Origin of the sequence: Archaeoglobus sp. UBA230 (assembly GCA_002507545.1) — an archaeon.
Classification (GTDB): Archaea; Halobacteriota; Archaeoglobi; order Archaeoglobales; family Archaeoglobaceae; genus Archaeoglobus.
Genome location: DAVR01000028.1, coordinates 45,263 through 68,716 on the forward strand (window position 1 = coordinate 45,263; position 23,454 = coordinate 68,716).

The window sequence follows — 23,454 nt, forward strand, 5'->3', positions numbered from 1 at the left end:
AAGCAAAAACTCCGTAATTTCAAAATTTTTCGAAACATATTTGGAAAATTTCGAAAAACATAAGTATTCTGGAGTGCAGCGAGACCTATGGAGCGGATTGAGGTGAGGGTGGATAGTGAGACTCTTCTCGACGACAGAAAGTTTGCAGAGGCAATGCTTTTGAAAAGGGACATGCAAGGCTTGAGCAAAGCGGACATGGTCTTCATTTTGAGGAATCTGTTGAAACTAAAATACTACCCAGTAGCAGTAAGATTCTTTTTCGACGAAGAAGAATTGCAGAAATTCAAGGACGAACACGAGTACCTTGTAGCCTGTAATCCCTTTACCTTTTGCCATTTCTCTGCCGAATCAAGGCAGAAGGGGGATGTGCTGCTTGGGGACAGGAGAACTTTGGGATGTAGTAACGCGAGGTATATCTTTGGCTGGAAGGATTTGGATGAACAGGAGATTAAGAGTCACTTGAAATACGTTAGAGACAGAGAACAGGCTGAGAATTTTGTTAAAACCAAACCGAGGCTTCCTGAAGGTTTGCTTGCCTTCGCAACCGCACCTTTACACAAGGCAAAATTTGAGCCGGACTTGGTTCATATAATATGCGACGTTCTTCAGAGCTACCACCTCTACAACGACTACGCTTCTGCGATGAACATGCATCCTGTACAGCCGAACCTGATGATGAACTCAGCCGTCTGCGGGGGTGCAGTGTGGACTTACAACAGCAGGAAGATTAACGTGGTGCCAATGTGCAGCAGCAGCTACACTTCAGGAAAGACTGAGCAGGGCGAGATCAACGTATACATCCCTTGGGAGCATTTTGAGGCGATGGTGGTGAGATTGCTTGATAGAACTGCCAAATACGGTGGAGCGAGTTATCCGAGGACTGGTGAGACGTATCCGGGCTTCAATGTATGCAAACTCTGTAACTTCCTGCTCTTCAGGAAGCCTAAGGAGGATGAGTAAGGAGGTGAAAGTTTGTTGGATGTGGTATGGGCGGAAATTGACGGGAATGTCATAACCGTAAATGCACTGTTGGTTTTCCTGTGGTTTATCTGGGTTGGTTGGATTTTTTCCACGGTAGGAGCTTTTGGGGGTATAATGGCAGGATTCGGACACATTACGATCTTTGGAATTGGTGACTGGGCGAGCAAACTTAAAGGCACTAAGATTTCAATTGGCTCTTATACGGATGCGGGCAAGTATCTCACAGACACGATAAGGCTCGGAAACTCCGTTCAGACGTGGTTCAATGCTGTATCATCTACTTACAACTGGTATACTCAGAAAAGACTTGTTTGGCCAGCTGGAGTAGCACTTGGCTTGGGTGCAGTCATAGGTGCGCAGGTTGGTGTATGGGGCACAGGTGGACAGGTGGCTCCCGGCGTTTACAAGGGCATCTTCGGTCTGGCAACTTATCTCATCGCTGGTTACATGTTCTATCAGCTAACTCCAAGGGCTAAAGCGGGGAAGAAGGCGGGTAGAGAAGCTGCCCAGAGATTCCAGGAGAGGGTCAAGGAGCTCAGGGAGAGTGGAAGACTGCACGAGCTTGAGGGCATAAAGAATCTGAAGGTCGGTGTTAGTGAAACACAGTTCGAGTTCTTTGGAGAAAGCTTCAGGGTAAAGAACTTTGCCCCCTTCATCGTTGGTTTCCTCATAGGTCTCTTCTCTGCAGTTATTGGTATCGGCGGTGGTTTCCTATTCGTCCCCTTCCTGACGAGCCTTGGACTACCATTCTACGTCGTTCCCGGAGCTTCGACGCTTGCGGTGTTCTTCACGCAAACTTCAACAGTCCTCGGATGGCTCGCAAGAGGCGTCATGTATCCCATCGCGCTCATAGTGGCTGGATGGGCAGGAATCTTCATCGGAAGCTATATAGGGCCAAGAACTCAGAAATACATACCTCAAGACGCGCTATTTACTCTCTTCGGCATCCTCGCTCTCTACGTCGGTACGAGGTATGTGCTCAGCGCTTTTCTTGGAATCAAGCTCCCACCATGAACCCCTATTTTTTTATTTTTGTTACACTTGGAACTCTTGTTTTGACGGAAAAAATTGAATCAGCCGTACTCAGAAGATTTTTTGGTGGGTATCTTGATGAAATTGCCAGAGCAGAAGCAGAGATTGCCGAATATCATGAGCTATCCATGCTTGCTGCTGCCTCTGGAGATAAGGAAGCCTTTAAAGGTTTTCAGGATATGATGAGTGAAATCTACACAAAGGTCTTTTTCAGGAAGATTGCTTTCTTCACTTCCCTTTACTTCCTCCTGCTGAGCCCATACATAGCAGTCTGCGAGTTTATCGGTATTGAGAATTCAACGGCGACGATTCTAATTCTGGCTTTGAGCTACTTCTCGGTCAAACTTCTTTGTGGGATGGTCTATGACTTTTACCGCTCGTGGAAGGATGCTAAGGAGGCGAGGAAGATTGTTGGGGGCAAATTTTAATTTTTAGCTTATTAGATTCTTTCTCGCTTTTTGCGTTTTTTGTTATGTTTTAATCGCTCACACACAGCAAATCTTGATTCCAATTTTGTGACGGAGAATATAAATCTTAATAAACGTCAAGAAAGCAGAAAAGAATTTGAAAAGCCTGAAAACGATACTCATTATTAGGCTTAGTTCAAACACATCGAAAAGTTTTTTATTCGGTAATGATAATTTAGTGTTGAATGGCTAGTGTAACCCCTGCTGAGTTCGGTAATGTAATATTTCAGTTAATTCTGGCAAATCTTGAGTTAATGAGCAATACTTTCAGGCTGCTTATGAACAACTCAATTTCCGCTGTAGAGGTATGGAATGTTATATATCACGCTGCAAGTTTTGGGTATTGGGTTGCCAACTCCTTTGTGGGTGATGGTGGTGCTTTGGATGTTATGAGAGAAAACGTTTCAGCTATGAAGAATTTTACTAATATGGTTAGTTATTTGGGTGGAAATGCGGAGGTGATATTTGGTAACGAGAGTGGTGGGGAAGGAATTTCGGCTGTAATGAAGAATGTCGCGGCACTGATAGACGAGAACTTTACAATCAAGTTCTGGAGCACATTAAAGCTTGGCATAATTGCTGTGATAAAATTGATGGGACAGATTTCTGCAGCTTTCGGGTGAGGAAGATGCCAATAGCGACGATAAGCGAGTTTGTCAGGATGGGGATTCTAACACCGATATCAGACATATTCGTTCTGATCTATGGGCTGACCGAACCAATCGTCTCACACCTAACACAAGACCATCCTAACTGGATATATTCTCATTTTGCAGTGCTCTTATGGGTTACAAAGTTGCTGAGTGCTGTTGTTGGACTTACGGTAAGCAACGGAACCTTAACTGCAGCATTCAACGACACTCTTCACACTCTTTCCACAAACTCAAACGATTTCTTTGGAAACTTCACTGGTAAAAGCGGTATGAGTTATATAGCGAAGCATGCTTACCTTGAACTGGTAAACAACAAAACTCTGGCTAATGATCTGGCTGTGAAATTTGCCAGAGCCATAAATAGCACGGTGATTTTTATAATGAAAGCATTCGAATTTTTGTGATACTATGCCGACCGCTGCTGAGCTTGGGGATGTGGTACTTCAAGGCCTCTCAGCGTTGCTGAGGGCACTTGGAAGATACTTTATTTACCTCAAATACACTGGACATAATGAAAGTATTGTGAATGCCTCAAGAGGGTATTACCAGAGCTTCTGGGAAATCTGGTATCACATCAATGCCATGATCTCATGGTTCAGAAAACTTCTCTTCGATAGTCATGGGTTTATCTGGCAGATCAACCACAATGCCACCCTTGAGAACGAATTTGCCCAAGTTGTGGCTATAGCTGCAAACAATTCAACAAGAATGCTTGGAGAAGTATCGGGAAATTACGGCATAACTTTCATCCTGAGGGTTATGACAGAGAGAGTTTCAGACAACCCTGATTTCGTTCTGTATCTCTGGTATGCAGCGAAACATGCTGTAATCCTTGTAGCTGATGCTTTAAGAGTGTTTCCGTCTTACTTCCCGTAGGGTGAGGAAAATGCCAATAAATGTTTCCATATCAACCTCATACATCCTCGAATTCGTTCAGGCACTTTTCATGCTTAACGCTGAATTATTCAGAGCGATAGCAATAAATGGAACACTTGTCAACAGAGCTGCAGAGGATATATACTACATTTTCGGATTTATCAAATATTTCTCAGACGGTTTCAGAGACGTGGTTAATGTTGTGATTAATAACTCTACGATGATGCAATACAGTGTAGGGATTTGGCAGAAAGTTGCAACGAACGCAACTTACGTTTTTGGGGATGATAGTGCTACTTGGGGGTTGGCTTACTTGTGGAGAAAGGGATACGAATGCATACAACCGGGGGCTTACTGTGAAAGTTATGGTCCGAGTGTTACATACTGGGGGCTGCAGTTTTTTAAGTGGCTGTTCATTGCCATGTCGAAGATCGGGCAAAACCTTTCTGTATTATATTCTTAACTTAACCTCTTTCGGGTGGCATTCTCAATGAAAAAATCGAGAAGAGAGATATATAAAAGTTTCAAAATCAAGGGATGTTATGCTCACAGGTGGTAAGTTATTAGCATCTCTTGTTCTTGTTCTGGTACTGTTACCTTCGGCAAGTGCAGGTTACTGGGCAAAATTTTACGGTGGAAGTGGATGGGAGTATTTTCACAGTGTGACAGAGTTATCAAACGGGGACATAATCATTGCTGGCAAAACGAACAGCTTTGGCGCTGGTAAATATGATATCTTGATTCTCAGGCTTGATGCCGAAGGAAACATCAAGTGGCAGAAAACATATGGTGGTAGAAACGATGATGAGGTTTTTTCAATTGCAGAAGCCGCTAACGGAGACATTATTGTTGCAGCCGGAACCGAGAGTTTTGGAGCTGGCGATTACGATTTCTGGATATTAAGGCTTGATGCTGATGGAAACATCAAATGGCAGAAGACTTATGGTGGTGCTAAGCGTGACGAGGCTATGTCGTTGGTTGAGGCAGCTAATGGAGATATTATTGTTGTTGGTGCTGCATACAGTTTCGGTTCAGGTTTGGAGGACGAAGCATGGATATTAAGGCTTGATGCTGATGGAAACATCAAATGGCAGAAGACTTATGGTGGTGCTAAGCGTGACGCATTTTGTGCAGTTAGGGAAGCTTCAAATGGGGATATTATTGTTGCGGGCGTAACATGGAGCTTTGGTGCTGGGAAAGGCGATTTCTGGGTTTTAAGATTAGATGCCGAAGGAAAGATCAAGTGGCAGAAAACATATGGTGGAGCTGAATTCGAGGTAGCATGGTCGTTGGTTGAGGCAACTAATGGAGACATAATCGTTGCAGGAGTTACTTACAGCTTCGGTGAAGGTCAAAAATTCTGGGTTTTAAGATTAGATGCCGAAGGAAAGATCAAGTGGCAGAAAACATATGGTGGAGCTGAGAATGACTGGTTGTGGGAGATGGTCGAAGCCTCAAATGGAGACATAATCGTTGCAGGAGTAACCGAGAGTTTTGGAGCTGGCGATTACGATGCTTGGATTTTAAGATTAGATGCCGAAGGAAAGATCAAGTGGCAGAAAACATATGGTGGAGCTAAACGTGATGGGGCTCTGGCGATGGTCGAAGCCTCAAATGGAGACATAATCGTTGCAGGAGTAACCGAGAGTTTTGGAGCTGGTGACAAAAATGCATGGATTCTCAAATTGCCCTCAGACGGCTCGCTTGAGTATTTCTCACAGGATTCACATGCCATTTTGAATGATACAAACGCTCAGTCAAACAACTCCAATGCTTCAATATTGGCTCCATCTGTTCAAGTTAACAATTCACAGGCATTGGTTGAAGATTTAAATTTACCACTTGTGTTGATAACACCGACCGAAAAAATGCCGAGAAGAGGCAAGGGGGTACCCGGTTTCGAAGCTGTCTTTACACTTACAATAATGCTCTCAGCAGCGTATCTACTCAGAAAAACTTATTAATAAAAAATGTAAATCAGTTGAGACCAAAAATTGCGTTCAGAAACTTTCCGAGAGGTGTCAGCAGCCAGTTCAGAAACTCGTTCAGCCAAGCTGGAATATATATCCATATTGTGTGTCCGAAGATATCGAAACTTATTGTTATCGGTCCCAAACTCATGATTTATTCTTAATTTCTAAGTATTTAAATTTTTCGTCTATATACATTGACATTATAATTCTCATTACGAAGTAATCATTTTCATCATTAACATTTTGCGAAAATTTTAATAAATTTGATGTTTCAACCTATTTTCGTGAGAGTTGTAAGAATCATGCTATTTGCCTTCATCATCAGCTTTGTTGCTGCCGTTAATGTGGTCGAGGCGAAGACGTATGTGGAGAACTTTTATCAGGTTGGTGGAGTTGATGTAACTACAGCTTCACCTTTTCCTAAGGCGTGGACTCGTACGTGGGATAGTGGTGAAACGAATAACGACTTTGATCCCCCAAGTGGAACACCATCAACATACCAAGCCACTCCGTATTCTCAAGCAGACATTGATGCAGTTGAAGCTTTGGATGGATCATATTCTTCAGTTTCAGTAACTTCAACTGATAGTGGTCTTTTTGGACCTAGTGATGAAGACTATGCGACTCACCTTTTTATGTTTAGTGTTGTTAATAACCAAAATGCAACGATTGAACTTCATGCTTATGTGAGTGCAGTACAAGGATATAACGGAAATAGCTATATCTACTTATGGGATGGAAGCACTTTTGTGTATCAGACTCAAATTGGGGTTGGATGGAACAACATCTCAATATCTCCAAGTTATGTATCATCCAATGGAGAACTTTATGTCCTTTTTATAACTCAAGCATATGCGACTTCGAGTTGGGGTAGTGTATCTTTTACTGCATATATCAGAATAGACTACATTGAAGTCGTAGCTGTAGTCCCAGATACGGCCGTTCAAACAGCATGCGCCCAGTTCATCTCCGGAGCGCCGCGTGACTGGGATGGAATATTTGACGATGACACGCTAACTTTCGTTGGGCGTGTGACAGATACATCCGGATCACCAATTCCGAACTATCCCATAGTTTCCGGAGGCGTATGGACGGGCGGTTACGGTATAATGGCCACCGGTTATACAAACTCAACTGGATACGCTACCCTTACCGGAAGACCGATTGATGGAGGTATAACAGATAAATGGCGCGTCAATTTTGCTGTTGCGATTCTCGGAGATGTTATGGTTAACGGAAACGCCTATCAGATAGGGTCAAGCTGCTACATTGATTATGGTGCTTACAATGTAGCCGTAACTCCTGGAAGCTACGACATCATGCTTGTTGGGCGTTACTGGGACAATGGTGGGGGAGATTGGGTTCGAATACGCTGGATCGCAGAAGCGGGAGACGTATCACACGTCAATCTTGGAGGATACAACATTCCGGTAGCCCAGCGCTTTGATGACTGGGACTTTTTGCTGTGGAAGATAGGTGTTCCCGATCCAAACAACGATAACGATGGAGAGATTGAAGGTGTTAACGGCAACACGAACGACATGAACTCAGCAGCGTATCCGGCCTGCGTCGGACCTGACACGAGCCCCTACTGTCCCGGAATGGACAGCTGCAGAAACGGCAGAAGTATAAATGTTCTCCTGATCGGCTATATAGGTTCATATCCACCGGGATGCTGCATCAGGGAGCGTTCTGGAAGTGTAGATGCCCACGACTGTGGAACCTATATGAGCGGTTACAGATTTGGCCCGCTTCTGGAATTCAACCTTCCAGACCACGCACTGGGTGAACCGGGAAAGTCAGCTATGTTCATATGTCAAGAATATAATACCCTGAGCGGGATGTTGAGGACAACGAGTTACAGCGGTCACGAAGGTTGTGGAGGTGGTAACTGCAGAATTAGTTGTACTGCCTGTCTGTGGTCGATCATCAACATAGGACAGTCCCCCGGAGCTACGGAATATCTTGCAATGAGCGGTTATACATACTTAGGAACTACGATAATTAGACCATGGCCCAACGGCGGTCTTGGAACTCTTAGCTTCATCGGTTTGGCTGCAGATAACCAGCACGTTGTCGGTTTGGTTGTCGGCCATCGCTGGGGTGTTCATCCATTTTTGGCACTCGTTACATCTATGCCGAGTGGGACTTATCCTGCAGATACTGATACAGCTGGCTGGCAGAACTTCTATCCAACGTGGATATACTACCTCCTTCGCAATGTGGCGTATAACATAAAGGTGATGGGAGAGGAACTGTGGCACTGGTCGGATCGCTATCCTCCGAGTGGTGAAGACAACATTATACTTGCGAATAGAGCGTTTAACACACTGTTACTCGACTTCTTACCTTACCTTGATGAGACATTGTGGATACTCCAAGCAAGCGGAAACAACACCATACATCCCTTTATCGTAACGACATTTACCCAACTATATGATAACGCAAGGATTGTCAAGTACATAGTAACAAATAGTACTCTAAGATCAGAATTTGCCAACACTATAGGAACGGCTTTAACTTACCTGCCAAACATAACTGGGACGGTAGATGGATCAACGGGCTTGAACTACTTCCTTAAATACAGAGTGCAGATGCCTTACAACGAGAAAGAGTCTGTAAACTATCAGCTAATGAAATTATTAAACCAGCTAACTTCCTTCGTCATAACAATCCTCCACCATATCCCGATTATGGAATACGCCCCCAATTCTCCCGGCTGGAATTTCGGAAACTGGATATCCGATTATTAACACTTTCATGCTAAGTCATGCGGTAGAGCAGGTAACCCACCAAAATTGCAATGACAAGTAGAAAAACAGCCATTGCTGGAAATGAATTTTTTCCTTCCTCTTCTGTTTTCGCAATTTTAACATTACTCAACCCTTTGTAAGTTTTCTCCCAAACCAGCTTTCCATCAAAACTAAGTTTCCCGAGCCAGACGCAAGCACCATCTTTGCACTCTTTACTGCTTATCACCACATATCCATCAGTAACATTTAGAATTCTCACAGTTCCAAATACAAAGGATAGAAAAGTGAAGTTTCCCTTTATTATTTCAATCCAGTCACCCATCGCACTAACCCAGATGAAGCCACTCTCATTACCTCCAGAACCTGCTATAACCTTATTGTTTTCGTTTGCAGCCACCGACCAACCGACGGTAATTTTACCAAACTCAAAAAATTTCTCCCACTCCAGATTTCCATTTCTGTCGAGTTTTAAAACGATAGCTTTCACGGGAGTAGTTGTGTTCGCGAAGTTCTCTACTTCAACATTCCATACTTCACCGACGATGATGTATCCATCTCCGACCTCGGCAACATCCCACGCAATGTCGTCGAACCCGAAATCAAAGGTTCTGTTCCATTCTACCTTTCCATTTCCATCAAACTTCACTATCCAGATGTCATAGTTGCCGTAGGGTCTCAGCCCTCCTTTGTAATCTCCAACGCATCCTACGCCGATATATCCTCCATCGGAAGTCCTCTTAATTCGCTTTATACTGTCATACTCCTTGTAATCAATTTCCTTTTTCCAGACCTCTTTACCGCTCTCATCAAGCCGCACAAGCCACACGTCCTCATTTATACAACCATCATCGCACGGTGCTATTGTAATCGAGGCAACAACTCCACCCTCATCTCCTACTATTGAGGTTGCGCTGTCTCCCTCACCACTGTAACCATACTTTTTCTGCCAGAGGATGTTACCAGCCCAATCTAACTTCACAATCCAAGCATCATTACCATGGCAACCCGTTACACCTCCTATTACATACCCGTCCTCCACTTTCACAACATTCCACGCCTGCGACCTGCACTCTCCAATGTATGTTTTATTCCAGATTTCATTACCCTGCGAATCAACCTTTATGAGCCACGCGTAGCTCCACTTATAGTTCAGTCCGGTAGCTCCAGCTATAACATATCCTCCATCCGACGAGTTTGTTACATCAAAAGCCATACTCCATCCTGATACAGGTAAGGCGAGAGTCATGATAATAAAAGGTAATATTATCCTCACGGTCTTCCATTAAGTGTTGAGCAATTTAAATGTTTTTTATGGTCTTCTCCATCTCACCACTCAGATAATTTCTAAATAACCCTCTTTTCCCCTGAATCTGAGCTTAAAAGTCACTGTCAACAGGACAGAAAGAGAACACCTCTTTTTAACTGGCTCGCAATCATAGCAGTGCAACTTAAATATGAAAAGAGGATAGCTTATCAAACCTCTAAGCCTCTCAAACCTGAAATTTTTGAGATAATCAGTATTATGCCGTATCTAATCCCGATCCCCAAACGCTATTAAAAGATCCTCCAATTTTTTTATATTATATTGGTTAATATATTACATCACGTATATTGCTTAAAAACTTTAGAATTTTAAAACCATCAAAACCCAAAGTGGGGAAAAGTATACACTCAATCCCAGATTTATCCAATGCCATCAGAAGAAATCGAAATCCTCCGGAAAGGGTTGAGAAGTTCTTAAAAAACTCGGAACAGTTAATCTCCTAAGAGATTTGCGATCTGGCAGCATTTAACGTTCAACAGTTGAGGAAGGTTGCAGGCAAGGAAAAAGAAATTGCCAGATTTATGGAAGACAACATTGACAGGATTTCTAACCTCGAAAATGCTTACATAACGTCAGTATACATCCCATCGGAGTTTGAAAGAAAAGAGGTTGAGAACATGCTCGAAATAGCTGGAAAAATAAGGGGGCTGGTTGATAGTTTATAATAGGCAAAAACTGTTATATTTTCCAAATTAAACTATGGAAGCTGTTGAGAAAAGAGCGAAGAGAAATATTTTAGCCGGCACTCCCGAAGATTACGAAAATGAATTTGAACATGGATCGTAAAAATTTCACATTGAAAATTACCGGAAAATACTGAAAAAATCTGAATTTCAGTATAAAATCACCTCGACATCAGATACCTTTGCAATCTCCCCGAAATCAGCATCTCTTGTTACAATCTTCTCTGCCCCATTTGCGATGGCTATTCCCGCTATTAGGATATCAAGGGCGTTTACCTCTCTGCCAATCGCCATGAGCCTCGCAACTATATTGCTCGATTCCTCAGCAGCTTCCTCATCGAAAGGAAGCACTCTTAATTCGGAAAGGAATCTTCTGAAAACTTTCTCCTCCTTTCTGCTTTTCTTTCTTTTCAGACCTACCAGTATTTCGTGGTATGTTATGCTCGTAATAGCAAACTCTTCATCTTCGCCAATAATATCTCTGACAGCCTCTGATCCTCGCAAATAGTCTATAACAAAGCTCGTGTCAAGGATGATCATATCCTGAACCTCGCCGTTTTTCTTGCTGCCAAAGTCTTTTCAATCTCGTCAAGAACTTCGCTGTCTTCCAAAACTCCGAAATATTTCTTGATGCTGGTTTTATCCCTTTTCAATAGCTTTTCTATTACGTCGCTAAAACTCTCCCCCTCTCCCTTCATTTCGGCAAGTTTTTTGTAGACATCATCTCGGATTGAAATTGTTTTCATGCATTAATGTGTGTATACACGAATAAATAGTTTTTGCAATCAGCGGCGACTCCATGTCGAGAAAAATTCTTGCCTCCAAACTCTACCTCTTTCCATAAAACGTTTCCAACTTCGTTAAGGAGCTTTTAACGTAAAGCTTAACGGCAAGGAAGCCGCTGTAGTATTGCTCGATGCCCCAGCTGAGATTGCAGAAATGTTAAAGTTGAGAATCCAGACCGAGAAACCCGAAAAGGCTAAAGTTGAATCGGTCATCTTTGAGGAGTATAAATACGATGCTCCTCCCATTGGAAGGAGCATATAAGTTGCCTACGTCATCATCTGGTTTTATTTCGGGCAATTCAACTCCTATGAGCTTTATCATGATAATTCTTAATCAAACAGTATAAAAGTATTTTTCAAGTTTTTCTATCAATCTCTCGCTCTTTTGCATGTGAGGTCAGATTCTGAAACTAAACATGCCGATCTACCTATCTTTGAGAGATATTTTTTTAAATTTTAAAAATTCATAGTGAAACATGCAGGTTGAATACAGCAGGGACGAGTTGGGTTTCGCGACAATCCTTGGAAAAATACTTGAAGAGAAGTTAAGAGATGGAAAAAAGGAGGAAATTGCGAGGAGAATTAACGGCAGCGTCACCGTAGAGTGCAGAGACCTGAAGATGAGCGCTACTATAACGTTCAAAGGGGATAGAGTTGTGGTAGAGAACGGTTCGGGAGGCAAATACCTGATCTCCGCTGATCTACAAACACTGAACGGACTAACATTCGGGAAAATAGGACTTCTTGGTACTGTAAAACTCGTTATCAAGGGAAGGCTGAAGATAAAGGGGATGACGTTTGCGATGAAGTTTAGGAAATTGCTTGGATGATTTTTCGGGGGTTTCTCCCCATGTAAAATTTCAATTTTCTGATTTAGAGGACAATCTCTTTCGTTAGTTGGGAAACCCTTATTGCTTCGGGGTATTTGGTAAGATCGGAGTCCTCAGTTACAAGTTTCAGGTTACTAACACGGGCAACATGGAGATAAGAGGCATCGTAAAACGTTAGATTTTCCTTTATAGCGAGTTCTGCAATTTCTCTCCAAAAAGGTCGAATTTCAATCAGTGTTACACCTTCCAAAAACTCCTTAAATAAATTGAAAACCACTTCCCGATTCTTTATCTTTCCAAACCTTACTTCTTTCCACAAGGCGTTTCCAACTTCATAGGGGGTAAGTGTGATTGCTGCGAACTTATCTATGTGCTCAAAGGCGACATGTTTTAAACTTAAGATGAGCGGGAATACTGCCGAAGCGTCGAGAAGGTATTTTGCAGTTATACTATCTCTCGACTCTTGCATCTTTAATCACTCTCACCCATTCCCCAGCTGTGAACTCTATAGAATTCAAAGCTTCTTCAACAAGCTTTTCCAGCTTTTTGATTTTGGCTTTTCTAACCTCTTCTTCAAGAGTTCTTTCGATGATCGCCCTTATATCAATGCCTAATTTTTTTGCCTCCTCCTTAATGTCTCTTCGAACTCTAACAGAGATCACGGAGGTGGGCTCCTTTTTTACCATAAATTTGTATACGCGTATTCTGTTTATAAGATTTTTGTAAACGTCTTGTTACGTAGTTTCATTTAATCATGGTAGAATTAAATCTCAAAGGCGACTTTTCTAACTTCATACCACTTGAAAAGTCCGATGAAGCTTTAGATAAAAGAGCTACAATGTCTCTCTGCAGGGTTAAATCTAACTTCTCAGGAATTTCAGCAACTTGAATCGAGACAAACTTTCAGAAACTTATTTTAATCTTCAATATAAGAGAAGATTTGAATGAAATTAAAGGCAGTCATCAGAGGAAAAGTTCACGGAGTTGGTTACAGAGTTGCACTGATAAACATGGCTTTAGAGTATGGAATAGATAGATTTGCAGCTTTTAATGTTGTGCTTGATGGCAAAGAGGCTTTAATTGTTCTTATTGATGCTCCAGAAGAGATAGCCGAAATTTTGAAGGCGAGGATTAAATCCGAGAAACCGGAAAAGGCGGTTGTTGAATCAATAAGCTTTGAGGAATACAAATACGAGGTTCCACCAATTGAGAGATGCATACAAACGTTTCAGATGGAGCACTGGGGGAGGGCTATTCCGATACTGCTCGAAATGCTCAATAAGCAGGACAAAATGCTTGAAAAGCAAGATTTGATGCTGGAGAAGCAGGACAAGATGCTTGAAAAACAGGATGCAATGCTTGAAAAGCAAGATTCGACAATCAAGGCAATAAGGGAGGAATCAGAAAAAACAAGAGCCGAATTGGGAGGTAAAATAGACCTGCTTCGCTCCGATTTAAAAGAGTACATGGAGTCAAATCTGCGGAGGATAAGGGAGGAAATTGCAGAAATCAGGGAAGCGCTGAGGAAGGCGGGGATTATGTAATTCGCGATTAACCTATCAGGGATCATATTCAATGTGAAAAGTACTTTATTGACAGCAGTCAAATATTGTTTAATGTCAATTGAAGAAATTGAAGTTCTGAAGGACAGGGCTGAAAAATTTTTGAAAAATGCCGTTCAGCTAATTGATCAGGGAGTGTATGATCTTGCTGCATTCAACATTCAGCAGCACGTTGAGTTGTATCTGAAATACAAACTTTTTCTTTTAATTGGAAACTATCCAAAAACCCATTCGATAAAGAAACTTCTGAAGGGGATCGGGATCGCTACAGGTAAAGAGAATGAGATTATCAGCTTCATGGAAGAGAATATTGACAGGATTTCCAATCTTGAAAATGCATATATAATATCGAGATGTATCCCTTCGGAATTTGAAAAGAAAGAGGTTGAAAACATGCTCGAAGTGGCTGAGAAAATAAGGAAACTGGTGGATGGGCTATGAGTTTCGACGTCTTCGTTAAAATTGCCAAAGAAGAAAGAAAATATTTTGAGAACTACGTGGAATACGCTAAAAAGATAGAGAGAATAGCAGAAATGCTGCTTGGTGAAGCGGAAGTATTCGTATTCGGTTCTGTTGTGGAGGGCAGACACACTCCAGCAAGCGACATTGACATCCTGATATGTTCCAAAAACGCCCCGCGGAAAATGGAGGAGAAGGCAAAAATCACTGGCAAGATTTTAAAGGAAATTGACATCTTAGCCCCATTCGAAATCCATATCGTTACTCCAGAAGAGTTCGAGTGGTACAGAAAGTTTCTGGGGAAGACTGTAAAGGTTTGACCTGCGTAGTAGCTGACCAACACGACAAGATTTTATTCACTCAAGAGTACCATCAATTAATAAGGGATGATGTTGAAATTTTTCTTGAAAGGACTAAGAAGTTTGAGATTGCGAGCAAGTATTTTGTAGTGTTTATGATTTGGCAGCACTCACATTGATTTTTGAGTTTTACAGAGACGACGAGATAGGGTGAAGGTGATAGGGGATGCGTGTGTACTTTTAAGCTGTTATCCGAGAGAGTATTATAGGGAAGAAATATCTAAAATGATGGAGGTTTTAAATCGCTTCAAGGAGGTTTTCAAAAATGGATATTATAGATGATATTGTTGGATGATCTTTTGAAAGAGAAAAAGAAAGAGAGAAAAATTTTCAACAATTACAAAGAATTCGTCAGGCAGATAAAAAATTGTCAAAAAGATACTTCGGAAATGCTAAAGTTTATGTTTTCGGCTCTGTAGTTTGGGGGATTACCATGTTTATTCTATCCGACGTTGACGTTGCCGTAATTATAAACTGTGAAAATAATGAAAACATCTATCGGTTCAAGACTGAAATAGCAGAAACTCTGGAGATGTATTATGAAGTAGATATACTCAACAAAAGGCTCTGGAATTTTTACAAGAGATTTATAAACGCTTTTGAGGAAATTTAATAACTAGCGGATTTGAGTCAAAAACTTCATTACATCCTGCTTGGTTACAATTCCCACAAGTTCGCCTTCCTCAATAACCAGAACCGCAGGAGAGTCAAAAAGTAGTTTTGAAATCGTGTTAAGACTTTCATCTGGATTTACCGCCGGAAAAGGCTCATTCATAACTTCTCCCACTCTAATGCTTTCAGCGGAAGAGCCTTTCTCTACTACAGCCTTTACAACGTCGTTTTCGGTTATACTTCCAATAACCTTTTTTCTGTAGGTAACCGGAAGCTGTGAAATCTCCCTCTCGATCATAATCTCTGCCGCCCTTTTCAGACTGTCTTCGGGGGAGACCGTGATTACGGGCGAGTTCATAATCGCCTTTGCTTTAACTCTTCCCCCCTCAATCTCCTCCAGAACCTTCTGAATTCTCTTTATCAGAGACAGCTTGGGATCAAACCTTCCAGACTCTATCCTCGCTATCAGTGGCTGGCTAACTCCAACAAGCTCTGCCAGCTTTTTCTGGCTAACCCCCAGCTTTTTCCTCTTCCTCTTTAGCTCCTCAATTTCCGGGAACATTTTGTGTAAGATTGACTTTTAACCTAAAAAACTTTTTTACGGTCGTAGAGAAACAGGTAGAACAGAATGTCCCTCGAGAACTTCCCGAATTGATTATTAGCGACTTCTCTCACTATAGCAGAATCCTGAAGCTCACCGTCAAAGTAAAGCTTTGACACAGCCCTCCTGATCCCAAGGTCTTCTGCTGGAAAAACGTTCATTCCAAGTACCATAGACATCACGAGCTCTGCAGTCCACCTTCCGATTCCCTTAAAGGACGTCAGAAACTCATACACCTCCTCCTCTCCCAAATTCCTGAGTTCCTCAAGCCCATCAGTCCCTGCAATCTCCATTATCAGCTCAGCCTTCCGTCTGCTCAGTCCACATTCCCTCAGCTTATCGTATCCTGCAGAGAGGATCGTGTCCTGAGATGGAAAGTCGTAGAATCTAACCTTCCTCCACTCCACAACGTCCCCAAACCTCTCAACGATTCTTGCTGCAATCTTCTCTGCTACAATGAAAGAAATCTGCTGCTGAATTACCGCCTTAACCAGTCCCTCAAATACGGACATGGACATCAGCCCGGCTCTGCCAAACCCCCAGAAAGTCCTAAGCAAGCCCTTGAGCTTCTCATCTCTTTCCATGAACCTGTAAAGCTCCTCAGGATTCTGAAGACCAAAGTAATCCACAAGCTTTCCTCTAATTTCCTTCCATTCCCTGTCATCGAAATCTCCCTCAACAATCAGCACTCTCTCACTTTCAGGGTAAACCAGAACTGCCCTGACTTCATCGTTCAGTCTAAGTGCTCTCCTCCACCTGTCTTCTTCAACAACATCTGGGGTTGGCAGATTGGGAAGGACGAAGAATTTCATCTTCAAATTCCAGTTTATCGGGTGTTCAAGCTTTATTTTTCTCATACTTTCACAACCTTTTTAATACGCCTTTTAATGCAGCCATTATGGATGAAGTGGTGATAGGACTTGAGGTTCATGTTCAGCTTAACAAGCTCAGAACTAAACTTTTCTGTTCATGCCCCCTTAACTATCATCACAGCCCCCCTAACACCCATGTCTGTCCCGTCTGCCTTGGCATGCCGGGGGCAATGCCGGTAATAAACAAAGAGGCAGTGAAGGCTGCGATTAAGGTTGCAATAGCCTTGAATGCTGAAATACAACCCTTCACGGTTTTTGATAGAAAGAACTATTTCTATCCCGACTTGCCCAGAGGATTCCAGATCAGCCAGTATGATCGCCCCTTAGCTCTCGGCGGTTACGTTACGATAGAACTGGACGGGGAGGAGAAGAGGATAAAGCTTAAAAGAGTTCATATGGAGGAGGATCCGGGGAAGCTTAGCTATAGGGGTTCGATAACGACTGCAAAGTATTCCCTGATAGATTATAACAGGAGCGGAGCACCCCTTCTTGAAATTGTCACCGAGCCAGTGATGAACTCCCCCAAAGAAGCGAGACTCTTTTTGAACAAGCTCAGGATGATTCTCGAATACCTCGATGTCTTTGATGGTGATTTGGAGGGTGCGATGAGAGTTGATGCGAACATATCGCTAAAGGGTGGGGGGAGAGTTGAGGTAAAGAACATCTCGTCCTTCAAAGGAGTTGAGAAGGCTCTCAGCTATGAGGTAATGAGGCAGAAGAATCTTCTGCAGAGGGGAAGGATTGTAACAAGGGAAACGAGACACTTTGACGAAGCGAGGAACATAACCGTCACCCTGAGGAGCAAGGAGGAGGAGCAGGACTACCGCTACTTTCCTGAGCCGGACCTTGTTCCAATCTTGACCGAAGAACTGGTTAAGGAGGTTGAGGGAACTCTACCCGAAATGCCAGAGGAAAAGAGGGAGAGATTCAAGGAGCAATACGGCTTAGGCGACAACTACGCCAAGGTTCTAATTCTTGACGTGAAGATGGCAGATTATTTTGAAGATGTTGCAAAATACGTCAGCCCAAAGCTTGCAGCAAGCTGGATAGTTGATGTGCTGAGAGGGGAGCTTAACTACAGAGGATGGAATTTTCTGAAATGTAGAGAGGTTCTCTCTCCCGAAGAATTTGCAAGGCTTATGAAGTACTTTGAGGAGGAGAGGATTACTGAGAAGGGTGTTGTTGAAGTTATAAGGACGAAGCTCGATGAAGGTGGAGATGTGGAGGATATAATAAAGAAGAAGGGCTTATTTGCCATACCCAAGGAGGAGATAGTTCGATTCTGTAAGGAGGCCATTGAAGAGAATCCAAAGGCTGTTCAGGACTATTTAGGCGGTAAGAAACAGGCTCTCAACTTCCTTGTTGGGCAGGTCATGAAAAAAACACGCGGAAGAGCAGATCCCGGTGAAACCGCAAAAATGCTTGAAGAGCTTCTTGCATGAAGGTTGCAGTTATAGTACCTGTCTCCCCCTTTGAAAGTGAGGAAATCTTAAGGAAGAGTATTGAACATCTGAAAAACCTCGATTATGCAGATTTTGATGTTCGAATACTCTATGTGATAGACAGGGTGTCAGATGAGGACAGGAGAGAAAAAGTGGCAGAGGAAATGGGTGTTGAGGTTCTGCTCAGAAACAATAGGAGAGGTAAGAGGGCAGGAGCGATAAACGATGCTCTCGATTTTTTGTCTGATTTTAATCCAGATTACATAGCCATTTTCGACGTAGATTCGAGACCTGAGAGAAACTTTGTCGTGGAGTGTGTAAAAGCCCTTGAAAGCTATCAGAACTGCTATATCGCCTCATCAAAGAGGTATATCTACAATGGAATAAATCTCGTCTCAGAGACGGTTGAAGCCGAATATTACTTTATCAACTTTCTCCTGAAGAGGAGCAGATTCAAGCAGTTCAACGGGATGATTGGAGTTTTAAAGGGCAATTTGCTGATGGAGAACAGGTTGAATGAATGGGCTGCTGCTGAGGATGCGGACTTTGCAACGAGGATGCACGCTGAGAGATTCAGTGGAATCCTCGTTGAAACAACAAAACTACACGAGCAAGCCCCCCTGACGTGGAAAGACCTTTACAGCCAGAGAAAGAGGTGGTATTACGGGGGAATCCAGCTCTGGCGTTACAGAAGGAAAATGAGAAAGGCCAGAAGAAGTGTAAGACTTTCGTGGTATATGGCTCTAACTCTAACATACCTTCCAGTTCTGTATATTCCCTTCATAGTCCTTCTCTCACCTATTCTGCTTCTCTACCATTACAGAAGGCTGTCAAAGGTTAAGGTGGTTGTGGGATTGGTGGTTCATGCACTGCTGCTTCAAATTGCTGCAGTTAACGCTTTAATGTCCTACGTCAGAGGAAGGGACGTGGAATGGGATGCCATCAAAAGGGTGGTAGATTGATGCTGAGAGCGGTAATAGTAGCTGCATTGCTGGTGGTGTTGCTACCTCAGGTTTTGATATCTCAATCTCTGGCTTATACTGTAAATATCTCAATTAAAGGCTATGACGGAGAGGCGTTGCTTAATGTAACCTCTGCAGACCTCACCATGAGCAGGGGGGTTAAGACAGGTAGCAAAATTGAACTTCCCGAAGGGCTTTATGTTTTCAGCCTCTTTGCTCTTAACAAAACCTTCCAAAAAGAGGTTAATTTAACCAAAAACACGACCTTAACCTTCAACCTGCTTTTCACCAACAGCACAGAGAATTTGTCGCTGATCAGGCACATCATAGTCTACTCGTCAACTCAAATAGATGTATACGAGATTCTTCTGATAACAAATTCAGGAGACAGGAATTTTGAAGGCAATATTAGCGTACCTCTCCCAGACCACAGGAATCTCAATGTAAAAGAGTCTACTCTGAGCTTTATAACGGCTGATGATATGGGTGATAGAATTAACTTCTATGACATCATTGTTCCAGCAAACGACAGTGGAAGAATAACGTTCTCCTACAGCTTAAAGTCAAATGTCTTCAAAATCAGCGATTCAGAGAAACAGCGACTGATGCTTCTCTCTGCACTACCGGTTGAAGAATACATGAACTTAAGCTACAAAGGAATACAGGAGTTTGGTGGGCAGAGGTATAGGGTTTTTGAGGGTAACATAACAAAATGCTCTTTAGTCTTTGGAGGAGAGAAAGGAGCTAAAGTAGACCCGGTGGCTCTCATCGGAATTTTAATAATTTCAGCCTCACTGTTCTTCTACCTGAAAAGCAAATCGAGCAGATGGGAGGATGAGTGATGAAAAGAGAACTTTTTGTAATTTTGCTTGTTGCGGCGGTAACAAGATTGTTATTGCTGGATGCAAGACCTGTGGACTTCGACGAGAGCGTTCACGGTTGGATCGCGCTAAAATCCGTGCTTGAGAGTCAGAATTATGTTTACAATCCCGCGTATCATGGTCCTTTTCAGTATTTTATCCTTGCAACTCTTTTCAAGGTTATTGGCGATAGTGACCTTTCTCTAAGACTGCCGGCAGCGATGTTCAGTATTCTTGGTGTGCTTGCAGCCCTCTCGTTAAGGAGGTGGATTGGATATGCTGCCTACATCTTTGCGTTCTTCATCCTGTTCTCGCCATCAATCCTCTACTACTCAAGGTATGCGAGAAATGATCTAATCGTCCTGTCTTCCTTTTTGCTTGTCCTCTACTTCTACCTGAAATACAGAGATGAGGGCAAAATCCTGTATGCCCTCTTAGCTACAATTTTTCTTGCGGTAATTTTCACATCAAAGGAGAACTGGATTGAATATATCCCGATGTTTCTCGTGTTCATCCCTGTATACAGCTACTATTCCCAGCGTAGTTTCAGAAGCTTGGTTACCAAGAAAAATCTGACAGCAATTGCAGTCGGAGCTATAACTTTTACAGCCATTGCGTCCTTTCTTTACTCGTCCTCCTTTGTGTATCTTTTAGGAGGGGGAAAGGATACTGCAGGGCAGGATGCCCTTAAGGATGCCCTTAATGCTCTTCTAAGTATTGAGTGGGTGAAGCACTACTTCAACGTTTCACTGTCCTACTGGCTTTCCAACTCTCTGCCCTTTGGGGGAGAGAAGGCTCACTTCCATCCCATCTGGTATTACCTGAGCATCCTTCTCAAATATGAGTTCCTCGCCTTGGGGATGGCATTTGCCAGTTTGCCATACCTGAGGAGAAAGGCAAAAAGTCTCAGCTTCATCGAGGCACTTTCGGTTTTCTGGCTGATTACGGCGGTCCTTTTTTACCATGCTATGGCCTACAAAACGCCGTGGCTCGTTGCTCACTTGGTTGCCCCGATAGCCTTTTTTGGCTCTGTCTTTGCCGGAAGGGAGCTTTTTGATGAGGAAAAGGAGGCTTTCAGACTTGCCTTCGTCTTTCTTTCTTTCATCACCGTCCTTCTGTCCATCCATCTGAGCTTCGTGGACTACAATGACGCTGCTGGTGAGGATATCGTCTATGTTCAAACACAGCCTGAAGGTGTTGAGCTGGCAAAGAGGATAGAAGAGCTTGTTCACGATGGGAAGAGAGTACTGGTTTACGTCCCAGAGAACTACTACTGGCCTCTCCCTTGGATGTTACGGCATGAGAATGTTGCCTTTACAGGAGAGAAGTGTCTGCTGGGGCTCGACTACGTTTTCACCAGCGCAAAGGAGGAATGCGAAAAACTTGGTTATTATCCGGTCAGAGACTACGAGATGAGGGTTGGTTTTCACATCTGGGAAATGAGGTAAACTTTTTTAATTAGTAGCAAATCTTGGATATGGTCTCAATTAAAGAACACCTCGAAGAGCTTTTAGAATCGTTCGATTACAGCGGGGATGTGGAGGAGAGAATAAGGCTTCTGAGAGCAGCCATTGGCAGAGTTTCGAACATATTTTACGGAACTGAATCTGAAGAAATTTACGCTGATCAGGTGAGGAGAATAAAGCTCAGACTCAGAGAACTTAGGGAGAGGCTTACGAACTGCGAAGACGATAAAGCATGCTGGAGGGAACTGATGGACAATCTTGAAGAGTTGAGAGATCAGATTGAGAGACTTGCGATAAGAGGAGACATAATCGAAAAATGAAGGTTGACGATATAGGCAGCTTTCCCATACCGAGAGGAATCAGCAGAGAGTGGATCACAAGAAACCTGGAAAGCAAGGAGTACGAGGAGATGGTTCAGAGGGCATTTCTGATGAAGGCCAAGCATCTTGACTGTCCAAACTACCCGCAGTTCAGAGACATGATAGAGATGTTCATGGAGCCGATAAAGACGTATCAGGAGGATGCCTATCTGATTGAGAGAAGCAGGGCTGTAATACCAGAACTCGAATACGTTCAGAAAATGGATGTTGATAGCGTTAGAGTCTGCATTACCGGCCCCTTTGAGCTTTACTACAGGGAATTTGGTGGTGTAATCTACGATGACATTCTCCTTAACCTCGCTGAATCTGTGAGAAGGTTCGCTGAGAACGCCTGCAGGTTTGAGAATGTTAAATGTGTAAGCATTGATGAGCCAAGCTTAGGAATTGCTCCTGACTTACAGCCAGAAGATGAGCTGCTGAAAAGAGCCTTCGAGTACAATTTTAAAGCTGATGTGCAGATTCACCTCCACGAACCGCTTTTCTACGAAAAAATCCTTGAGACGGACATTGACATCATCGGAATTGAGTGCGCCAAAAAACCTGAGAACATGGACTTCATAGATGTTGAAGTCGTGGAATCTGCTGACAAAAGGCTTAGGATTGGAGTAGCCAGAAGCGACATAGATGGGATCATAGCCGAGTTCAATGCTGCTAACAACGTAAATGCTTGGGGGAATGAAGAACTGATATCTCTTGCGATTGATGAAATTGAGCCGATAGAGAAGATTGCAGAGAGGCTGAAGAAAGCTAAGGAGAAATTTGGTGACCTAATTGCATATGTTGGCCCGGACTGCGGGTTGTTCTCCTTCCCAACTCAGGAACTTGCTTTGCAGCTTCTAAGGAATTTGAGGAAAGCTGTTGAGAGTGTGATGGAAGAATGATGGACTACTACATCGGATATTTTCTGACCTGCTTTACCACCTTTTTTGTGATAATAGACCCACCCGGCAACCTTCCAATATTCATAGCTCTCACAGAGAGATTCAGTGATGAGCTAAGGGAGAGGATTTCCAAGAGGGCAACACTGATTGCTGCATCAATCCTGATTTTGACGATGGTCACGGGTGGTGGGATTCTTGACTTCTTTGGGGTGTCCATTAACAGCCTGAGGGTAGCTGGAGGAATTCTGCTATTCATAGCTTCGATTGACATTCTGCTCGGTGGTACAAGAAAGGAGACTTACAGAAGAAGGGCTGAAGAAAGTATTGATGTGGATTCGATTGCAGTCTTTCCTCTTGCCCTCCCTCTCTACACAGGGCCGGGTGCGATAACTGCAGGAATCGTTGTATACTCACAGGCGACGGATTTGTTCATGAAGGCAATTGCGATCGTAAGCGCGGTTATCGTGTATGCTATAGTTCGAGTAAGTCACATCTACAGCACCCCAATAATCAGACTGCTCGGCAGGAGTGGGGCGGATATAATCGCAAGAATACTTGCTGTCTTTCTCGCTGCGATAGCGATAGAGTTCGTCTTTGATGGCCTTTACGGATGGCTTTCTGAGACTGGATTGATTTAGGGG

At 43.1% G+C, this 23,454-nt stretch carries 31 protein-coding genes and 1 pseudogene; 23 read left to right on the forward strand and 9 right to left on the reverse strand.

Annotation, left to right across the window (positions count from 1 at the left end; translation table 11 throughout):
• Positions 1 to 87: 87 nt before the first annotated feature.
• The 8 genes from BP688_RS08395 (at position 88) to BP688_RS08430 (ending at position 5,973) form a co-directional block, all read left to right on the forward strand.
• Positions 88 to 960 carry a DUF169 domain-containing protein gene (locus BP688_RS08395; RefSeq protein WP_290597220.1) on the forward strand — a complete coding sequence of 291 codons (873 nt, stop codon included), beginning with the start codon at positions 88 to 90 and terminating at the stop codon, positions 958 to 960.
• 21 nt (positions 961 to 981) lie between these two features.
• The gene (locus BP688_RS08400; protein WP_290597227.1) at positions 982 to 1,995 is read left to right on the forward strand and encodes a sulfite exporter TauE/SafE family protein; all 1,014 of its coding nucleotides are present in this window, start codon (positions 982 to 984) and stop codon (positions 1,993 to 1,995) included.
• A complete protein-coding gene (locus BP688_RS08405; RefSeq protein ID WP_290597219.1) occupies positions 1,992 to 2,441 on the forward strand; it encodes a hypothetical protein in 450 nt (149 codons plus the stop codon). The genes BP688_RS08400 and BP688_RS08405 overlap by 4 nt, the downstream gene beginning before the upstream one ends.
• Positions 2,442 to 2,665: 224 nt before the next feature.
• Positions 2,666 to 3,103, forward strand: a complete 438-nt coding sequence (locus tag BP688_RS08410; protein WP_290597218.1) for a hypothetical protein — start codon at positions 2,666 to 2,668, stop codon at positions 3,101 to 3,103.
• A gap of 5 nt (positions 3,104 to 3,108) precedes the next feature.
• Positions 3,109 to 3,537, forward strand: coding sequence for a hypothetical protein (locus BP688_RS08415; protein WP_290597217.1), 429 nt, complete (start codon positions 3,109 to 3,111; stop codon positions 3,535 to 3,537).
• Between the two features lie 4 nt (positions 3,538 to 3,541).
• Complete coding sequence (locus BP688_RS08420; RefSeq protein WP_290597216.1) at positions 3,542 to 4,009, forward strand: hypothetical protein; 468 nt, start codon at positions 3,542 to 3,544, stop codon at positions 4,007 to 4,009.
• A gap of 10 nt (positions 4,010 to 4,019) precedes the next feature.
• The gene (locus BP688_RS08425) at positions 4,020 to 4,472 is read left to right on the forward strand and encodes a hypothetical protein (protein ID WP_290597215.1); all 453 of its coding nucleotides are present in this window, start codon (positions 4,020 to 4,022) and stop codon (positions 4,470 to 4,472) included.
• A gap of 79 nt (positions 4,473 to 4,551) precedes the next feature.
• Positions 4,552 to 5,973: a PGF-CTERM sorting domain-containing protein gene (locus BP688_RS08430; RefSeq protein ID WP_290623504.1), complete on the forward strand. Its 1,422-nt coding sequence runs from the start codon at positions 4,552 to 4,554 to the stop codon at positions 5,971 to 5,973.
• A gap of 13 nt (positions 5,974 to 5,986) precedes the next feature.
• Here BP688_RS08430 and BP688_RS08435 read toward each other — a convergent pair whose 3' ends face one another.
• Entirely contained in the window at positions 5,987 to 6,130 is a 144-nt protein-coding gene (locus BP688_RS08435) for a hypothetical protein (protein WP_290597213.1), read from the reverse strand.
• Positions 6,131 to 6,266: 136 nt separating this feature from the next.
• Here BP688_RS08435 and BP688_RS08440 point away from each other — a divergent pair, with 136 nt between their 5' ends.
• Positions 6,267 to 8,735 carry a hypothetical protein gene (locus tag BP688_RS08440; RefSeq protein ID WP_290623506.1) on the forward strand — a complete coding sequence of 823 codons (2,469 nt, stop codon included), beginning with the start codon at positions 6,267 to 6,269 and terminating at the stop codon, positions 8,733 to 8,735.
• A 10-nt stretch (positions 8,736 to 8,745) separates the two neighbouring features.
• Here BP688_RS08440 and BP688_RS08445 read toward each other — a convergent pair whose 3' ends face one another.
• Positions 8,746 to 10,008, reverse strand: coding sequence for a hypothetical protein (locus BP688_RS08445; protein WP_290597212.1), 1,263 nt, complete (start codon positions 10,006 to 10,008; stop codon positions 8,746 to 8,748).
• A gap of 53 nt (positions 10,009 to 10,061) precedes the next feature.
• Positions 10,062 to 10,277 (reverse strand): annotated as a pseudogene (locus tag BP688_RS13570) (hypothetical protein); the annotation flags it as partial.
• A 261-nt stretch (positions 10,278 to 10,538) separates the two neighbouring features.
• On the opposite strand from BP688_RS13570, the gene BP688_RS08450 reads away from it, so the two are divergent.
• Positions 10,539 to 10,724 (forward strand): HEPN domain-containing protein, encoded by a 186-nt coding sequence (locus BP688_RS08450; RefSeq protein ID WP_290597154.1) that lies wholly within the window; start codon positions 10,539 to 10,541, stop codon positions 10,722 to 10,724.
• Positions 10,725 to 10,892: 168 nt separating this feature from the next.
• Here the strand turns inward: BP688_RS08450 and BP688_RS08455 are convergent, their stop codons facing one another.
• Positions 10,893 to 11,282 carry a type II toxin-antitoxin system VapC family toxin gene (locus tag BP688_RS08455; RefSeq protein ID WP_290597155.1) on the reverse strand — a complete coding sequence of 130 codons (390 nt, stop codon included), beginning with the start codon at positions 11,280 to 11,282 and terminating at the stop codon, positions 10,893 to 10,895.
• Positions 11,279 to 11,488, reverse strand: coding sequence for an antitoxin VapB family protein (locus tag BP688_RS08460; protein WP_290597156.1), 210 nt, complete (start codon positions 11,486 to 11,488; stop codon positions 11,279 to 11,281). Before BP688_RS08460 ends, BP688_RS08455 begins: the two co-directional genes overlap by 4 nt.
• Positions 11,489 to 11,651: 163 nt before the next feature.
• Between BP688_RS08460 and BP688_RS08465 the strand changes: the two genes are divergently transcribed.
• Positions 11,652 to 11,789, forward strand: a complete 138-nt coding sequence (locus tag BP688_RS08465; protein ID WP_290597157.1) for a hypothetical protein — start codon at positions 11,652 to 11,654, stop codon at positions 11,787 to 11,789.
• Positions 11,790 to 12,003: 214 nt separating this feature from the next.
• Positions 12,004 to 12,357 (forward strand): SCP2 sterol-binding domain-containing protein, encoded by a 354-nt coding sequence (locus BP688_RS08470; RefSeq protein ID WP_290597158.1) that lies wholly within the window; start codon positions 12,004 to 12,006, stop codon positions 12,355 to 12,357.
• Between the two features lie 43 nt (positions 12,358 to 12,400).
• Here BP688_RS08470 and BP688_RS08475 read toward each other — a convergent pair whose 3' ends face one another.
• Positions 12,401 to 12,826 carry a type II toxin-antitoxin system VapC family toxin gene (locus BP688_RS08475; RefSeq protein ID WP_290597159.1) on the reverse strand — a complete coding sequence of 142 codons (426 nt, stop codon included), beginning with the start codon at positions 12,824 to 12,826 and terminating at the stop codon, positions 12,401 to 12,403.
• Positions 12,807 to 13,043 (reverse strand): type II toxin-antitoxin system CcdA family antitoxin, encoded by a 237-nt coding sequence (locus BP688_RS08480; RefSeq protein WP_290597160.1) that lies wholly within the window; start codon positions 13,041 to 13,043, stop codon positions 12,807 to 12,809. The genes BP688_RS08475 and BP688_RS08480 overlap by 20 nt, the downstream gene beginning before the upstream one ends.
• Before the next feature lie 258 nt (positions 13,044 to 13,301).
• Here BP688_RS08480 and BP688_RS08485 point away from each other — a divergent pair, with 258 nt between their 5' ends.
• The 4 genes from BP688_RS08485 (at position 13,302) to BP688_RS08500 (ending at position 15,350) form a co-directional block, all read left to right on the forward strand.
• Entirely contained in the window at positions 13,302 to 13,901 is a 600-nt protein-coding gene (locus BP688_RS08485; RefSeq protein ID WP_290597161.1) for an acylphosphatase, read from the forward strand.
• Between the two features lie 72 nt (positions 13,902 to 13,973).
• On the forward strand, positions 13,974 to 14,360 hold the full coding sequence (locus BP688_RS08490; protein WP_290597162.1) for a HEPN domain-containing protein: 387 nt from the start codon (positions 13,974 to 13,976) through the stop codon (positions 14,358 to 14,360).
• On the forward strand, positions 14,357 to 14,698 hold the full coding sequence (locus BP688_RS08495; RefSeq protein ID WP_290597163.1) for a nucleotidyltransferase domain-containing protein: 342 nt from the start codon (positions 14,357 to 14,359) through the stop codon (positions 14,696 to 14,698). Before BP688_RS08490 ends, BP688_RS08495 begins: the two co-directional genes overlap by 4 nt.
• A gap of 406 nt (positions 14,699 to 15,104) precedes the next feature.
• Entirely contained in the window at positions 15,105 to 15,350 is a 246-nt protein-coding gene (locus BP688_RS08500; protein WP_349677336.1) for a nucleotidyltransferase domain-containing protein, read from the forward strand.
• A gap of 3 nt (positions 15,351 to 15,353) precedes the next feature.
• Here BP688_RS08500 and BP688_RS08505 read toward each other — a convergent pair whose 3' ends face one another.
• The gene (locus tag BP688_RS08505) at positions 15,354 to 15,911 is read right to left on the reverse strand and encodes a CBS domain-containing protein (RefSeq protein WP_290597164.1); all 558 of its coding nucleotides are present in this window, start codon (positions 15,909 to 15,911) and stop codon (positions 15,354 to 15,356) included.
• A 23-nt stretch (positions 15,912 to 15,934) separates the two neighbouring features.
• On the reverse strand, positions 15,935 to 16,807 hold the full coding sequence (locus BP688_RS08510; RefSeq protein ID WP_290597165.1) for a DNA-3-methyladenine glycosylase family protein: 873 nt from the start codon (positions 16,805 to 16,807) through the stop codon (positions 15,935 to 15,937).
• Positions 16,808 to 16,848: 41 nt separating this feature from the next.
• Here BP688_RS08510 and gatB point away from each other — a divergent pair, with 41 nt between their 5' ends.
• From gatB to BP688_RS08545, 7 genes are read left to right on the forward strand one after another with little or no spacing between them, the layout of a single operon-like run.
• Positions 16,849 to 18,264, forward strand: a complete 1,416-nt coding sequence (gene gatB / locus BP688_RS08515) for an Asp-tRNA(Asn)/Glu-tRNA(Gln) amidotransferase subunit GatB (protein WP_290597166.1) — start codon at positions 16,849 to 16,851, stop codon at positions 18,262 to 18,264.
• Positions 18,261 to 19,226: a glycosyltransferase family 2 protein gene (locus tag BP688_RS08520; protein WP_290597167.1), complete on the forward strand. Its 966-nt coding sequence runs from the start codon at positions 18,261 to 18,263 to the stop codon at positions 19,224 to 19,226. The genes gatB and BP688_RS08520 overlap by 4 nt, the downstream gene beginning before the upstream one ends.
• Positions 19,226 to 20,068: a hypothetical protein gene (locus tag BP688_RS08525; protein ID WP_290597168.1), complete on the forward strand. Its 843-nt coding sequence runs from the start codon at positions 19,226 to 19,228 to the stop codon at positions 20,066 to 20,068. The genes BP688_RS08520 and BP688_RS08525 overlap by 1 nt, the downstream gene beginning before the upstream one ends.
• On the forward strand, positions 20,068 to 21,534 hold the full coding sequence (locus BP688_RS08530) for a flippase activity-associated protein Agl23 (protein ID WP_290597169.1): 1,467 nt from the start codon (positions 20,068 to 20,070) through the stop codon (positions 21,532 to 21,534). Before BP688_RS08525 ends, BP688_RS08530 begins: the two co-directional genes overlap by 1 nt.
• Positions 21,535 to 21,563: 29 nt before the next feature.
• A complete protein-coding gene (locus tag BP688_RS08535) occupies positions 21,564 to 21,872 on the forward strand; it encodes a hypothetical protein (protein WP_290597170.1) in 309 nt (102 codons plus the stop codon).
• Positions 21,869 to 22,813 (forward strand): methionine synthase, encoded by a 945-nt coding sequence (locus BP688_RS08540; protein WP_290597171.1) that lies wholly within the window; start codon positions 21,869 to 21,871, stop codon positions 22,811 to 22,813. The genes BP688_RS08535 and BP688_RS08540 overlap by 4 nt, the downstream gene beginning before the upstream one ends.
• Positions 22,810 to 23,451 carry an NAAT family transporter gene (locus tag BP688_RS08545; RefSeq protein WP_290597172.1) on the forward strand — a complete coding sequence of 214 codons (642 nt, stop codon included), beginning with the start codon at positions 22,810 to 22,812 and terminating at the stop codon, positions 23,449 to 23,451. Before BP688_RS08540 ends, BP688_RS08545 begins: the two co-directional genes overlap by 4 nt.
• Positions 23,452 to 23,454: the final 3 nt, after the last annotated feature.

Bases quoted from the DNA above. Each gene is read 5' to 3' on its own strand.
- BP688_RS08395 (WP_290597220.1), top strand. From the start codon at position 88: ATGGAGCGGATTGAGGTGAGGGTGGATAGTGAGACTCTTCTCGACGAC.
- BP688_RS08405 (WP_290597219.1), top strand. From the start codon at position 1,992: ATGAACCCCTATTTTTTTATTTTTGTTACACTTGGAACTCTTGTTTTG.
- BP688_RS08410 (WP_290597218.1), top strand. From the start codon at position 2,666: ATGGCTAGTGTAACCCCTGCTGAGTTCGGTAATGTAATATTTCAGTTA.
- BP688_RS08415 (WP_290597217.1), top strand. From the start codon at position 3,109: ATGCCAATAGCGACGATAAGCGAGTTTGTCAGGATGGGGATTCTAACA.
- BP688_RS08420 (WP_290597216.1), top strand. From the start codon at position 3,542: ATGCCGACCGCTGCTGAGCTTGGGGATGTGGTACTTCAAGGCCTCTCA.
- BP688_RS08425 (WP_290597215.1), top strand. From the start codon at position 4,020: ATGCCAATAAATGTTTCCATATCAACCTCATACATCCTCGAATTCGTT.
- BP688_RS08430 (WP_290623504.1), top strand. From the start codon at position 4,552: ATGCTCACAGGTGGTAAGTTATTAGCATCTCTTGTTCTTGTTCTGGTA.
- BP688_RS08435 (WP_290597213.1), bottom strand. From the start codon at position 6,130: ATGAGTTTGGGACCGATAACAATAAGTTTCGATATCTTCGGACACACA.
- BP688_RS08455 (WP_290597155.1), bottom strand. From the start codon at position 11,282: ATGATCATCCTTGACACGAGCTTTGTTATAGACTATTTGCGAGGATCA.
- BP688_RS08460 (WP_290597156.1), bottom strand. From the start codon at position 11,488: ATGAAAACAATTTCAATCCGAGATGATGTCTACAAAAAACTTGCCGAA.
- BP688_RS08470 (WP_290597158.1), top strand. From the start codon at position 12,004: ATGCAGGTTGAATACAGCAGGGACGAGTTGGGTTTCGCGACAATCCTT.
- BP688_RS08475 (WP_290597159.1), bottom strand. From the start codon at position 12,826: ATGCAAGAGTCGAGAGATAGTATAACTGCAAAATACCTTCTCGACGCT.
- BP688_RS08480 (WP_290597160.1), bottom strand. From the start codon at position 13,043: ATGGTAAAAAAGGAGCCCACCTCCGTGATCTCTGTTAGAGTTCGAAGA.
- BP688_RS08485 (WP_290597161.1), top strand. From the start codon at position 13,302: ATGAAATTAAAGGCAGTCATCAGAGGAAAAGTTCACGGAGTTGGTTAC.
- BP688_RS08490 (WP_290597162.1), top strand. From the start codon at position 13,974: ATGTCAATTGAAGAAATTGAAGTTCTGAAGGACAGGGCTGAAAAATTT.
- BP688_RS08495 (WP_290597163.1), top strand. From the start codon at position 14,357: ATGAGTTTCGACGTCTTCGTTAAAATTGCCAAAGAAGAAAGAAAATAT.
- BP688_RS08505 (WP_290597164.1), bottom strand. From the start codon at position 15,911: ATGTTCCCGGAAATTGAGGAGCTAAAGAGGAAGAGGAAAAAGCTGGGG.
- BP688_RS08510 (WP_290597165.1), bottom strand. From the start codon at position 16,807: ATGAGAAAAATAAAGCTTGAACACCCGATAAACTGGAATTTGAAGATG.
- gatB (WP_290597166.1), top strand. From the start codon at position 16,849: ATGGATGAAGTGGTGATAGGACTTGAGGTTCATGTTCAGCTTAACAAG.
- BP688_RS08520 (WP_290597167.1), top strand. From the start codon at position 18,261: ATGAAGGTTGCAGTTATAGTACCTGTCTCCCCCTTTGAAAGTGAGGAA.
- BP688_RS08525 (WP_290597168.1), top strand. From the start codon at position 19,226: ATGCTGAGAGCGGTAATAGTAGCTGCATTGCTGGTGGTGTTGCTACCT.
- BP688_RS08530 (WP_290597169.1), top strand. From the start codon at position 20,068: ATGAAAAGAGAACTTTTTGTAATTTTGCTTGTTGCGGCGGTAACAAGA.
- BP688_RS08535 (WP_290597170.1), top strand. From the start codon at position 21,564: ATGGTCTCAATTAAAGAACACCTCGAAGAGCTTTTAGAATCGTTCGAT.
- BP688_RS08540 (WP_290597171.1), top strand. From the start codon at position 21,869: ATGAAGGTTGACGATATAGGCAGCTTTCCCATACCGAGAGGAATCAGC.
- BP688_RS08545 (WP_290597172.1), top strand. From the start codon at position 22,810: ATGATGGACTACTACATCGGATATTTTCTGACCTGCTTTACCACCTTT.